8 protein-coding genes are annotated in these 14335 nt (G+C 46.3%); 2 read left to right on the plus strand and 6 right to left on the minus strand.

Translation table 11 applies throughout. The features are described from left to right. Positions 1 to 271: 271 nt before the first annotated feature. On the plus strand, positions 272 to 1414 hold the full coding sequence (locus Q7P68_RS12620) for an aminopeptidase (protein ID WP_304226221.1): 1143 nt from the start codon (positions 272 to 274) through the stop codon (positions 1412 to 1414). On the opposite strand, the gene Q7P68_RS12625 is transcribed toward Q7P68_RS12620, so the two are convergent. From Q7P68_RS12625 to Q7P68_RS12650, 6 genes are all read right to left on the minus strand, one after another. Continuing rightward, on the minus strand, positions 1411 to 5442 hold the full coding sequence (locus Q7P68_RS12625; protein WP_304226223.1) for a hybrid sensor histidine kinase/response regulator: 4032 nt from the start codon (positions 5440 to 5442) through the stop codon (positions 1411 to 1413). The genes Q7P68_RS12620 and Q7P68_RS12625 overlap by 4 nt on opposite strands. Continuing rightward, a complete protein-coding gene (locus Q7P68_RS12630) occupies positions 5426 to 6049 on the minus strand; it encodes a response regulator (protein WP_304226225.1) in 624 nt (207 codons plus the stop codon). The genes Q7P68_RS12625 and Q7P68_RS12630 overlap by 17 nt, the downstream gene beginning before the upstream one ends. 123 nt (positions 6050 to 6172) lie before the next feature. After that, on the minus strand, positions 6173 to 8101 hold the full coding sequence (locus Q7P68_RS12635; protein ID WP_304226227.1) for an AMP-dependent synthetase/ligase: 1929 nt from the start codon (positions 8099 to 8101) through the stop codon (positions 6173 to 6175). A gap of 239 nt (positions 8102 to 8340) precedes the next feature. Beyond that, positions 8341 to 9642 carry a cyclic nucleotide-binding domain-containing protein gene (locus Q7P68_RS12640; RefSeq protein ID WP_304226229.1) on the minus strand — a complete coding sequence of 434 codons (1302 nt, stop codon included), beginning with the start codon at positions 9640 to 9642 and terminating at the stop codon, positions 8341 to 8343. Further along, entirely contained in the window at positions 9629 to 10792 is a 1164-nt protein-coding gene (locus tag Q7P68_RS12645) for a YwaF family protein (protein ID WP_304226231.1), read from the minus strand. The genes Q7P68_RS12640 and Q7P68_RS12645 overlap by 14 nt, the downstream gene beginning before the upstream one ends. Positions 10793 to 10837: 45 nt before the next feature. Continuing rightward, complete coding sequence (locus Q7P68_RS12650; protein WP_304226233.1) at positions 10838 to 13234, minus strand: glycoside hydrolase family 94 protein; 2397 nt, start codon at positions 13232 to 13234, stop codon at positions 10838 to 10840. 309 nt (positions 13235 to 13543) lie between these two features. Here Q7P68_RS12650 and Q7P68_RS12655 point away from each other — a divergent pair. Then, a partial coding sequence (locus tag Q7P68_RS12655) for a nucleotidyl cyclase domain-containing protein (protein WP_304226235.1) occupies positions 13544 to 14335 on the plus strand: 792 nt, incomplete at its 3' end.

Here is a 14335-nt window from a genome sequence, read left to right on the forward strand (position 1 = left end):
CAACCATCCCATAGTCACTGGTCTTAAAGACATAAACGATGAGGATCGCATTGCCGATGTGGCAACGGTACTCCTTGACCAAGCCTTAATTGTGGAAGGAATTAAGCTCCAAGACCCGGCGGATTTTGTAAAACGGCTCAATCGACTTCTGAGCAAGTAACCAAAAATACAGCCGGTTGTATTCCGACGAAGACATACCGGCTTGTTTATAAAACATGGTAGGGATAGATAACCGTTGACCATATATGGCCGGAGGGTTCATACTCCGGTCATGAGCACTACATACGACGACTATTTTGGAAACTTTATATCCCAAGACAAGGCACTACAGGAAGCTGCCCGCATCGCTATTGAAGACTCCCTTCAGGTTAAGAAGAATGAACGGGTCCTTATTGTAAGTAATCCCCGCAGAGATGTGAGCCTTATCTCCCAAGCCCTCTTTGACGCCGCGATCCGGGTCGGGGCAAAGCCCGTGCTTATATACCAGCCGGTTAAAACCCAAATGGATTTTGCAGACCCCATGGTCCTAGCGGCCTTTCAGGCAAAACCTGCGGTATTTATATCCATGAGCGCAGAAAAGCTGGGTAAGGATGAGGCGGGAATCGCCCGGCCCTATCAATACAAGGATACCCAGTTTGATCATATTTTTCACCTGCAGCTCTACGGGGAAAAGACCTGTCGTGCCTTTTGGTCCCCCAGTACAAACCTTGAATCCTTTATACGCACCGTACCTATAGATTACGAACAGCTTGCAAAACGCTGTAAAACCATAAAAGAAATTTTAGACCGGGCTGTGGCGGTTAACATCACCGCGCCCGGCGGTACCAATGTGCGTATTGGACTTAAAGGCCGATCGGCCAAAACCGATGACGGCGATTTCTCCCGTCCGGGAACCGGCGGGAACCTGCCCGCGGGCGAAACCTTTATAAGCCCCGAAAATGGTACCGCACAGGGGCTAATCGCATTTGACGGCTCCATAAGTCTCCATGACCGGGACATCCTTATACAGGAACCAATCCGGTGTACCCTAGAAAAAGGTTACATCACCAAAATTGAAGGGGGCGAAGAAGCGCAGGAACTTCTTAAAACAGTTACCATGGCGGAACAGCAGGCTCTGGACTATGAAAAGTCCGGGCGGCTCCCGGCAGGCAGTGGACCGATTTATGCGAAAAACGCCCGCAATATTGGCGAGCTCGGCATTGGGCTGAACCCCCTGGCAAAAATAACCGGCAACATGCTTGAAGACGAAAAGGCCTTCCGAACCTGTCACTTTGCGGTGGGACATAACTATGACGAAGATGCCCCCGCCCTGATACATTTGGACGGGCTTGTCAAAAATCCGACAATTGTAGCTATTTTTGCTGATGGGACAGAAGCAGTTATTGAAAAGGATGGCGAATTGGCCGGTTTTTAGCTTATTAAGCCCCTTACCATCTGTGCAAGATGGAGCAGTTTTTCTCCGTCTAATTCATTCAACGCCTGATCCATTTCAGCGAGCCATTTTTTATAATGGCTCGCTGCTAACACAGAGTTTTCAGTCAACAGAACCAGATCCTGAGCTGCAGCGATAAAAGCTTTCCATTCATCCAAAATAAGCACCCGCGGCAGCTTTTCCGCAAGAGGAACAAGAACTTCTTGTACCCTCCCAGCAAACACACCGAAAGCTCCCGGACCGAGCTCCTGTCGCAGCAAAGCAAAATCGAGTACAAATGAATCCGCACTACCATCCACCACGGTACTATTTTGCTCCATTTCTGGTTCAATGGTGATAATCTTGTGGGGGACTGCACGGGCCAGGGCATTCATCAGCATACGCAGCTCCACCGGTTTGGGGACCACGGTAGTAACACCAAAACGAAGCAGTTCCTCAATAAGCTCCGTACGCACATCGGCGGTAACAATTATGACAGGAGGGATAGTTTTAAGCATCTTATTCCGAAGTGTTGCAATAACATCCTTTGCAGTTCCGCCGGCAAGTTGATAATCCAAAAGGATCACATCAACCGGCTGCTTATAAACCAATGCGATTGTTTCTGCGATTGTTGAGGTTCTTAAAACGGTGCCATGCCTGTTTTGGATATGGTACGCCAGAACATCCGCATTAACAGGAATGTCATCTACCACAAGAACCGTACAATCTTTAAGGTACCGATTTTCTTTGAGAGCCGCATCCAATGGGGCTATTACTGTCTTTTTAATTTCATGGACCGGAATTGAAACAACAAAAGTTGTACCCTTTCCGAGAGTGCTTTCTACATTTATGGTTCCGCCCATGGTTTTTACGAGCCCGGCAGTTATGGTAAGCCCTAGACCCGTTCCTCCATACTTTGCATTGCTATCCTGATCTTGATAAAAGGCATCGAATATTTTTGGCAGGTTCTCCGGCGCAATACCAGGACCGGTATCGACAACCCTGAGGAACAGTTTCAGATATGCATCCTGGTCATCCATTTTTACGTCCTGTTCTTTACGGGTTTCTACGAAAATAGTGACCGCTCCCTGCATGGTAAACTTGACTGCATTACCTATTAAATTGACTATAATCTGGCGAATTTTCGTCTCATCACCCAAAATTGTATCAGGAACTGTTTCATCAATAAAAGACTTTAACTGTATTCCCTTTTCATGGGCTCGGAGCTGAAACATCTCCACCAAATCCCGGACTAGGGTTTTAATATTAAAAAGCTTTTCCTGTACCGTTTCTTTTCCAGCCTCGATACGGGACAAATCAAGAGCATCGTTCAATAGAGCAAGCAAGTTTTTACCGTTTTTTTCAATAACCTTAACCAAATTTTGCCGTTCATCCGCTTCCAACGCTTGGTTGAGCATTTCTGCATAGCCCAAAACCGCATTCATGGGGGTTCTAATTTCATGACTCAGATTAGCAAGGAATTCACTCTTAGCCCGATTAGCCTGTTCAGCGAGCTCTTTGGCTTTAAGCATCTCCTTTTCCAACTGAATTCTCTGTTCCAATTCAGCCCTATTCATTTTGAGTTTTTGAGACTGGGCTGACCAGAGACCAACTAAAAAGAGGACCGTCCCTGCCAGTATAGCGTAAATAATGTAGGCAGCCGGTGTTTCCCAGAAGGTAGGGGAAATAAATATCGATAATTGAGCGCCTTCGTTATTCCAGAGGCCATCATTGTTGGAGGCCTGCACTCTAAAAGTATATTTGCCGCTTGGCAGATTTGTATACGTTGCAATTCGCAGGGGTCCCGGATTGCTCCAATCAGGATCGAAACCTTCCAGCTTGTATCGATACCGGTTATCCTCGGAACTCGCATAGTCCAGAGCTGCAAATTCAATAGATAAAAGATTTGATGAATGATCCAGTTTTAGCTGCTGCAATTCGGCAATATCCAACGGAGATTCAAAGGGTTTTCCTGCTACACGCAGGGCGGTAAACCGAACCGGGGGAACATGCTGGTTTGAATGGATCGAAAAGGATGAAACGACGTTAAGTCCTTTTGATCCGCCAAAGTACAGCCGCCCCGCTGAATCTTTATAGGTAGCAACAGAGAACTCCATACCCTGGAGTCCATCAATCATATCCAATTGTTTGATATTTTTTGTTTCAGGATCAAACACGAGGAGGCCATACAGTGTGCCAAGCCAGAGCCGGCCATGCTGGTCTTCCTGAATTGCAAGGACCGTGTCATCGCTCAGGCCATCCTTTTTCAAAATATGAGAAAAAGTACCGGTTTTTTCATCAAGCAAGGAAAGCCCGCCGGAAGCGGTACCAAACCAAAGGCGTCCCCGGGAATCTTCGCGCATACAGCGGAGGGCATTGCTGGGCAAAGTCATCGGATTGTTTTTATCATACATATATCGAGTAAATGATTCTGTTTTTGGATTAAATAAATTAAGCCCCTTATTAGTACCTACCCAAATTCGTTTTTGGGAATCTTCGTAAATAAAGTATACCAGGTTATCACTTAAGGATTGAGGGTTTTGCGGATCGTTCTGAAAGAGTGTATATTGGCCGGTAGCTGGATCATACCGTTGGAGCCCCTTGCGGAAATACCCGTACCAGTGAAGTCCTGAACTATCGATTAAAATGGAATAAACAGTTATATCTGCTAAGGGACCTTTTTTGAGCTCCCCACCATACAAAGTTGAAAATCGATTTTTGCGTTTATCAAAACGGCTCAAACCTTCGTTGGTGGCTATCCACAGAACATTATTCTTGTCTACCGCAAGCCCATTTACAATATCATTGGGGAGGCTGTCCGGGTTTTTTGGATCATATTTGTATTGGATCCATTCTGAACTTCCTGCATCCAACCGAGAAAGCCCGCCGGTATAGGAGCCAACCCACAAGGTTCCGTCCTGATCTTTGACAATTGCAGTTACGTTGTCGCTTTGGAGGCTGCCTGGGGTCTTAGGATCCTTTTTATACAAACCCAAACGATCGCGGTTACGCTCCAGCTTGTTGACCCCTCCCCCGTTAGTACCAATCCAGAGGAGCCCCGCTTCATCATGGAGCAGCGAATAGACAATGTTGTTGCTTAAGCTAAAGGTATTATCGGGATTGGAAATTACCCGTTCAATGTGGCCTGAGGTTTTATCCAAAATAAAAAGTCCGCCACCCCAGGTCCCTGCATAGACCCACTGAGGATCGGCCACATCGATCGTATAGAGGCGCTTATCATCCAGTATGTAATTTGTTGCTGTATCAGTTCTTGGATCATAGGCTGAAAGTCCTCCATTCCAGCAGCCGAGCCATAGTATGCCATCCTTATCCCTTTTAATGGACATAACCAGATCAGAGGGGATGCTCTTTTCTTGGTTTTCCGTCTGCTTGATAACCTTTATCGCATCCCGTTTCGGCGAAAAAGCGACCAGACCTCCATAGGTGCCAATATAGAGCGTACCGTCCGGATAAGGTTCTATGGCACGAATAGTTGGATTCGGCAATATCAGGGGACTATAGTCTTTGTCGGAGTATCGGATAAATGTTCCAGAAGGTTCATCTAAAAGGTTAAGCCCATTTAAGGTTCCAACCCACAGCCTTCCGAAGGTATCCCTGGCAATAGCAGTAACCACATCATTGGAAAGACTATTAGTTTTCTCACCATCATACTGAAAATGGGTGAAGGTGCGTTTTTTTATATCGAACCGGTCTAGACCATTATAGGTCCCCAACCAGAGCACGTCATCCTTATCCATATACATGGTCTGAATTTGGTTATGAATCAGAGAGTTTTCATCAAAAGGATCATGTTGATAAACAATAAAGGTATAGCCATCATAGCGGGCAAAGCCATTTTTTGTTCCAAACCATAAAAAACCACGGGAATCCTGGGCTATAGCCGATACACCAGAATGGGGCAGGCCATCTATTCGATCCAAATGGTCAAACCGCAGTTCCTGGCTCCACAGGACATTCGCAAATGCTAGATAGAATAGAAAAAAAAGTAAGCTCTCAGCCTTTTTTTTCATCAATTATATCCTGAGGAAAATATTGTTTGGCACAATCAGGACAAAGACTATGGGTAAACATAGCCTTTGTATGTTCAGTAATGTACCGTTCCACCTGAGTCCAATAACCTTCGTCATCCCTGACTTTCTTACATTTTGAACAAATAGGTATAATACCTTCCAGGGATTTAACCCGATCAAGGGCTTCCTGCAGTTCCCTGTTGAGCCGTCTTTGTTCTTCCAGAGCCCGGCGTAAATTAACATGAGTACGTACCCGCTGGAGTATTTCCCGGCTGTCAAAGGGTTTGGAAACATAATCCACTCCACCGGCTTCAAACCCGCGCAGCCGGTCTTCCTGTTCAGAACGGGCGGTTACGAAGATGATAGGTATTTCCTTAAATCGAGGTTCGGATCGAATTTGCTGCGCCAGGGTAAATCCATCGATATCGGGGAGCATAACATCAAGTAAAATAAGCGTAACCTGATGCTGCTCCAATATCTGTAGCAGTTCCTTTCCTGAATAGGCTATTGCAAACGAGTAGGGCTCATCCTTAATCGCATGATGCAAAATGCGGACATTTTCTTGAATGTCATCGACAATAACAATGAGGGGTTTTTGCGCGTCCATGATAATCGATTCTATTATAGTATTTATTACATACAAAGCAATGGTGTTTTTTGAGATTTTTGATGAAAAATGTACACGCACACCGCCACATGACGGTGTGCGTACTTTTATTGAAGCGTTTGTTTACTCAAACAGCTCAGCAATCTCCTTTTTATATAGCTCTACAACCCGGTGACGCATAATTTCCTGTTTATGGGATAGTTCCCGGCCTACTTCGAAGGGTTTTGGCAGCAGTTTGAATTTGAAAACCCGCTCAAAGGGCTTAAATCCCGTATGGGGCCCCACGAGGTCAGCCACATCATTGGCGATAAGCTCATTAACTTCCGGCTGCTGCAAGAGGCTTTCGTAATCAATAATGGGGATATTGTTTTCTTGAGCAAAAGCCATTATCGCATCCTGTTTTGGAACGATGAGAGCTGCCAGGTATTTCTGATCCTGACCGACTACCATACACTGGGACACCCATTCGCTTTCCTTTATTTTTGCCTCGATGGGTGCGGGCTCCACATTTTCACCGCCCCGCAAGACTATGGTATCCTTGGCACGGCCGGTAATCTTTATCTCATTATCATAGGTAAGCATACCCAGGTCGCCTGTATTGAACCAGCCGTCTGGAGCAAGGACCTTGGCGGTAAGATCAGGCTTTTTATAATACCCTTTCATTACCTGGCCGCCACGGACCATAATAAGGCCCTGATTTCCCGGGGGAAGACTGTTTCCCTGATCGTCTACAACCTTTACTTCCGTATTCAAAATGATCTGCCCCACGCAGCCTGGCCGGGGATTACTCATCCTGCGGCAGGCAATAACCGGCGCTGTTTCTGTAAGACCGTAACCTTCAAGCAAGGTAATGCCGACAGCGCTGAAGAACTTATCCACCTGAGCAGGGAGAGCCCCGCCGCCAGAAATACCGGCCTTAAAGCGGCCGCCGAGAAGGGCTTTCAGCTTATTAAAAACAAGAAGATTTCCAAGAGCCTTAAGGGGAATCAGCAGCATCCAGGGAATAAAACCGAGTATAGAATCGATGAAACGGATACGGCCATGGAAATTGGGCAAGAGGCCCAGGGTCAGGTTCCTCATATAGGCATGGGCAGTGCCGACAGATACAAAGAAATTAAAGAGGGTCTTCTTTAGTCCTCCGTGCTGACGGATATTCCGGTATATACCATCCCGAACCGATTCCCAGATACGGGGAACGCTCGCCATCCACTGGGGTCGGACGGCCTTAAAGTCAGCGAGCATGATTGAGCCTACCGGTTTGGAATAGGCTATACCGTTGTAGTAGCAGGGTGCAACATACTGCATAATCCGCTCAAAGCTGTGCCAGACCGGCAGTACCGAAAGCCACACATCACCGGGCCTGAGATCCGCAATAAGAGGAAGACTGGGGAGCTGATGCAGGAAGTTGCCGTGGGTCAGCATAACCCCCTTGGGTTCACCGGTAGTTCCGGATGTAAAGATAATGGTCGCCAGGTCATCCCGCTGCCCCTGATCAATTTCTTTTAGAATTTCATCGGGCTTTCGTTCAAACCGTTTTTGTCCCAGATCCTGTAATTCGGAAAAATGAAGGAGCCGTACACCCTTTGAAGCGGCCTTATTTTTGAGATCCTCATCAAACCGATCGTAGACAACAATAGTTTTAAGAAGGGGCATTTCCTGTTTGAGGGAGAGGATCTTTTCTACCTGTTTTGGGTTTTCCGCAAAAGAAAGAGAGCATTCGGAAAATCCCAATATATAAGCGATTTCCTTATCCGTGGAATCGCAGCCCCGGGGGACATCGGCCGCGCCAATGGAAAGGACTGCTATATCTGTCACAAGCCATTCCTGACGGTTGTCGGATATCAATCCAATATGGGAGCCCCGTTTTTCTCCCAGTTCAAGAAGACCCGCTGCGGTTATTTGGACTTCTTTGAAAAAAGCTTCATAGGTTTTTGGTACAAAGGTGCCCGATTCATCCTTGGAAAGTTGGATGACAATCTGGGGCATCGTTTCTGCCCTGGCTTTAATTAGCAGGGGGATAGTTCGTTCCAGTTCCATTGGCATTATCTCCATAATGCCAATATAACATATTTTATAATTTTGTCAAATTAAATGCCAAAAAAAGCCTTCCGGGAAAAGGAGGTGAGAAAACCCGGAAGGCAACCTGAACCGCGGCGCTGTCGATCGAATTGGTGCGGGGCTTCGACCGGTCGCCTGGGAACGACACAGATGTTAAACAATGTTGTTAAACCGCAGCATCAGGAACTATTTGCAAAATATCAATTTTATAAAAAAAGGTCAATAGGGCCCGATTACTTGCTCTTGCGCCCTGCAACAACCTTTTTTATATGTTCATCAAATTCTGGATACTTTTGCCTTAAACCTTCAAAATCCGATTTAGCAAGCCGATAGCCCGAACTGTAATCGATGGAAATGACGCTCGCATTCCGGTGCCCATGTTCAACCAGAGCTGTTTCCCCAAAGGGAGAGCCCGGTCCAAGACGGGCAAGTTCCTTTCCATCTGCGACCACCCGAACAGAACCGCTGGTAAGAAAATACATGCAATCACCGTATTCTCCCTGCCGGATAATATACTCCCCCGGCAGGAACACTTCGCTCTTTAAGAGCTGCATCGCTTCCCGTATAAAAAGCTCATCCGCACCCCGGAATAGCTCCACCCGTTCAAGCACATCCCGGTTTAAATACAGAAGTATTTCCTGGCTGAGGCTCCGGGGAAATTCCTGCAGGACCTGCATGGTGCTGACTCCCCGCTGCTGTTCCCACAGGTAGGAATAATAATCCCGCACCCGCTCCTGAAGCGGCGCAGGGATCCGCTGGGCATGGAGAAACGCATTAACTTCGTCTAAATGACGGCGGTAGGAGCTCCGGGCTACATCGAGGTTTGCAACGAGACTTGATACATTGGCTATCACATAGGAAAACATGCCAACGCCAAAAAGCTGGACAAAAATGGTATAAATAATTTGAATATTGCTGTTGTGATCCGGTATATAATCCCCATACCCGATGGTTGCAATGGTCGTGGTCGACCAGTACAGGGCTCGCAGATATTGGTCAAAACAGGGTCGTTCCGTGTCTCCGGCTCCAATCCATACCCAGCCTAGGGCAATCAGATGTATAGCCACCACTAACCAATAGGCAAAAAGTAAAAGCCGGCGGGCTGCAGGCATAATTCCCAAAGATTCCTGCAGGTACTTAAAGATACTCCCCGCCTTAAATAACTTTACAAGGGTGAGGGATAAAATAAGGATATATACGGGTGTAACGATAGTACCTGCATCGAGGGGGCCCCAAACCCAAAACAGGATAGCTTCAATCGGCAGGGCGGCCACTACATCAATCCAAAAAGCCTTTCTTATATAGTACCTCCGCACTTCCTGCGGAGTATCGATCCGGATATGGCCCCGTTTAATAGTAGTAAAAAAATTAAAACCAATATCTACCGCAAAACATGCAACGAGGATCCAATATAATTCATCGGGGGTAAAAAGCCGAAATACTTGCCGATAGGATATAACCAGAAGGAACAGCAAAATAACAAGCAGCATGAAAAGATTCCACAGCGAGCGCAGCCAATGGTTATAGGGTATCATGTTTTTTCACCTTTCCGATATACCAGGGGACGGTCAGTATACCAAAGACAACAAAGCCCATCAATTCAAAGCCGATAAAATACCAAGGGGATGGGCCAAAGAGGGCCACAAATACATCGACCAGGGACCCGGTAAGCGGCGGATAACTCAGAACAAAGTAGTTGCCTACTTCATAGGGGGGTAAAAATACAACCAATTTATTAATAATGTAGATAATAAATATAATAAGGTTTGATATGCCTATAACCCGAACCAGAGACTTTACCGTTATACGATAAGGCAGCGTAAACGAAGCATAGAGGGTCAACAGGATTATGAATCCATGGGAAATAAAAAACGAAAAGTACTTGAATGAAGGATACCCTAATAAACCAATGTCAGGGGTTAACAGCGCTTGGAGCGCTCCGCCAAATCCCCAGAAATACATCATTTCGAATAAAATACGGCCAAATCGTCCGGGTTTAACAATAAACAACCAGGGGAGCAAAAGAATCGAAAGGCCGCACATATGGAACATGAGCGCGGTGCTGACCGACCAGGCTCCCTTACTTTGCCAGTAAACATGATAGACCGCCTCATTTACAAGCATAAGGGTGTACATAACAAAAGCGAGCCATTCCTTTGCGTTGGAGGTAAGTGCGTCTGACCGGCAGAGCCACAAGAGTCCAAGACAAAGCACGAACAGCACCGCTAGCGCTGCAAAGTGAGAGGGGGAAAACATTCGAAATTCCCTGTCTGGGGCGTTGTCTAAAACGGAAATAGTTCGTTCAACCCTGGCGCGGGGAACTGAGGTTTCATCCAGCAATTCTATACGGAGAAGATATGTTCCCGCTTCCGGCGCTTGTATATGGGCCCTAAAACTGGCAAGTTCGTAAAGGACTTTGCCCTGGTATTCCACCCGGTCCCTGGCAATGGGAATTTCCGCCAAAGCGTTACCTGAGGCTGGCTCAATAAGCGCTGCCCGCAAAGAGACCGAGCCCTTCTGCGCCCAGGCAAGTCCTCCTAAGGGGATGCTTCTTTGCAGTTCAGCTCGAGGCGGGGTATGAAGCTGGAGTCCATAGGGCTTCCACATTACAAGGAGGCCCCGAACATCCATAAGTATGATAAAAGCGGTCAGCACTACTGTTACGGTCACCGGAATACGCTTCATACCTTAAGTGTAAGAGGGCCGTCCCAGTATTACAAGTTCAGATAATTAGCCCATGACCACCAAAACTTGGTGGCTGCTACCCGCTTGCTGCGGAGGTATGGGCCCAGTAACCTGTTTTCCGTCTAGCAGGATCTGTGCAACTCCTTTCATAACACCTTGAGGATTTTGAACTTTAATAGAAAAATCAGCCCCCCGCCAGCGGCGCTGCACCGTAAATTCTTTCCAATCCTTTGGGACGCAGGGATCGATGGTGAGACCTTCAAAGCCTGGGCGAATGCCTAAAATCCAATGGGTTGCCGCAAAATAAGCCCAGCCCGCACTGCCCGTCAGCCAGGGATGCCGGGCCCGTCCATGGGCTGAGTGATCCCGACCCATGATAAATTGGCAGTAGGAATAGGGTTCGGCCTGCCGGATTTCGATCTTATCATTCTGGTTATAGGGCAAAAGGGCATCGTAAAATTTCATGGCCCGGTCTGCCCTGCCCAACTTGCACTCGGCTACCCAGGCCCAGGGATTGGGATGGCTGAAAATTGCGCCGTTTTCCTTTATTCCTTGATAAACCCGGGTAATAAAACCGATGCTGTCATCGGGCTTGGTATAGCTGGGGGCGTTAAGGTGCAAGCCCCAGGGTGAATAGAGGTACGCATCCACTGCATCCATGGCAGACCGGGCCCTCGATTCGGATGCCACACCGGAAATAACAGCCCAGGTATTCGATTCTAGGTGAACCTTTCCTTCCTTATCCTGCTGGGTTCCAATCTTTTTCCCCTGGGCTGTGATGCCCCGAATATACCATTGGCCGTCCCACAGTTCCCGCTCGCAGGCTTCTTTTACTCCATCTGCCAGGGCCCTATATTTTGTGACATCCTCATTTCTGCCTAAATATTCGGCCGCTTCAACAAAGGCGCGTATAGCCCAGTAATGGAGGAAGGACACCAGCGCACTTTCGCCGCCCCCGAGATTAAGACAATCGTTCCAGTCTGCCCGGAGGCCCTTACATATACCGGTTTTCCCCACCTGTGCGGCAGAAAAATCCAGGGCCCGTTTCATATGTTCATACACCGTAGCCTCACCGCCGTCGGCAAAGCTGACCTGAAGATCAAAAAAGGCTCGATCCCCGGTTTCTTTGACATATTCACAGATCGACGGCACAAGCCAGAGGTGATCATCGGAACAGGTATCCTCTAAACCATGGATAACATCTTTAAGATTAGGACTTGGTACCACTGTAGGGGATTTAAATCCAGTATTTTTCGGTTTGTCGGGATCAAACCAGTCGGGGTCAAACAAATGCAGTCCATATCCAGCCTGGACTTGTCCGCGCAAGAGTTCTATAATCCGCTGCCTGACCTTCTGCGGATTTGAATGGGGAACACACATGGCATCCTGGGCTGTATCCCGATAACCAAGCCCCGTTCTGCCGCCCACCTCTATAAAGGATGCGAAGCGAGACCACACCACATTGGTTTCTGCCTGGTACAAATTCCAGGTGTTCAGCATGGTGTTCATCCCTTTATGGGGTGTGTTGCATTGGAACGCAGTACACTTGGTATCCCAATAACGGCGAAGTTCCTGAAATGCAGAATCTACCACCTGAGGATCAGTGTATTTGGCCCGCAGCGCCGCACCAGCTTGCCGGTCTCCATCACCTAACATAAACACCAGTCTACTAAAAGTACCGGGTTCGAATCTAAGCCGTTTATGGAGCACTCCACAGTGATTTCCGCCGAGTTCACTGCTTCCACTGCAGGATCCTCGCTCTACCGCGAGGGGGTTCGTCTCGGTGCGATAGGGGCCTATAAAAGCATCTCGCATTGAATCAAAACCGTCAGGGTTGAAAGAACTGGTAAAAAAGTGAAACCCCTCAGGGTTGTAATATTGGTCAATTTCTATTATCCCATTGCGGTAACTTGAACCGCTGCAGTACAGACTCATTTGAAAATTTTGGTTATCAATATCAATATGGTTAAATGAAAACTCACAGTAGGAAAAAACACTGAGATTTCTGACACGATCGCTGCAATTCTCAAGTACCACATCCCACAGTTCCACGGGATCATTAAGTGGAATAAAAAGGGTCTGTCTCGCTTTAATTCCCCGGTATTCACAGGAAAAAACAGAATAGGAAAGGCCATGGCGTACTTCGTAACGAGCAGCAGAAAGATCTTTGCCAACAGGCTGCCATGAGATTGACCAATACTCCCCTGTATCATCGTCTCGGATATAGACATAATGACCAGGTCGATCCAGAGGAATACCATTTGGACGGAATCGAGTAATGCGGTGATATTGAGCGTTTTTATAAAAGAGATAACCTCCCGCATTATGGGAAATAACTGCACATAGATCTTTTACACCAAGATAGTTAGTCCAGGATACTGGAGTGTCCGGTCTCGTAATGACATACTCGCGTTTTTCATCATCAAAATAACCATATTGCATGTACTGCTCCTTAAAGCATTCCTTTTAGGTTTGAACTATCATATAGCCCTTTGTTTGTTCGCACAGTGTACAAACCATAATACAAACAGCCAGCAATTCTGTCAACATTATTTATCTCATTGGTGCTGATTCATCGTGTAGTTTTAAGGGGGGGGCACTCTTCCATTATGAGGCGCGGCCATTCAATAAAAGACTATTATATTTACTGATGTTAACTCGATCTGTGAGTACATAAAGATGAATAGATCTAGCTACTTGCATTTTATGCATAAAACCGCGAAGGTATAATTGCATATCATTATATGCAAGATGGAGAAAATTCTTACAATGAATGAATATATCATAAAGCTCGATTCAATAATTTTTGCTCTTATATTGCTTGGTTTTGTACTTGTTTATTTGATGGAACAAAACCAAAAAAAACAATTCCAAAATAAATTATTCAGATTACTCGTTTTTTCGGTAATAGTGATGTTGGTTATAGAAATCCCTTATTTATTGATAAATGGTAACGCACGATGGGCTCGCTTTATCTTTATTTTAAAATCGGTTTACCATGTGTTGAAGATCATTCCGCTCATCATTTATGTACTATTAGTGGATTCTGTTATATTCAACAATAAAATACATACAAAGCATACTTTGTGGTTGTGGCTTCCTTACATAGTGCTGACTATGGCTTTGTCGCTATTAAACTTTATTTTTCCCCTCTTTTTTACTGTTGATACAACTGGGACCTACCAACAGTTGAGGTTTATACCGGTCCTATTTGCATTACAATACATTCCAATTCTAGCAGTCATTCGATTATTGATAGCTAAACGACACCGTCTGGATAAAAAACAGTTATACTTGTTTTGGTTTATACCTGTACCGGTGTTCATTGTAAGCTTGTTCCAATTATTTGAGAGCAAATTAGCCTTAACATGGCCCTTTGTAAGTCTGGGGATCGTAGGGCTCGGCCTCGCAATGCAGCAAAAACGACTCACGGAGGATTATCTCACCGGTGCTTACAACCGCCAGCATCTGGATGCTTACCTGGAGCATAAACTGCGTAACTGCAAACCAAATAAGACTTTTGCAGCCTTTCTTATTGATGTG

It is taken from the genome of Gracilinema caldarium, assembly GCF_029265695.1.
Lineage (GTDB): Bacteria > Spirochaetota > Spirochaetia > Treponematales > Breznakiellaceae > Gracilinema > Gracilinema caldarium_A.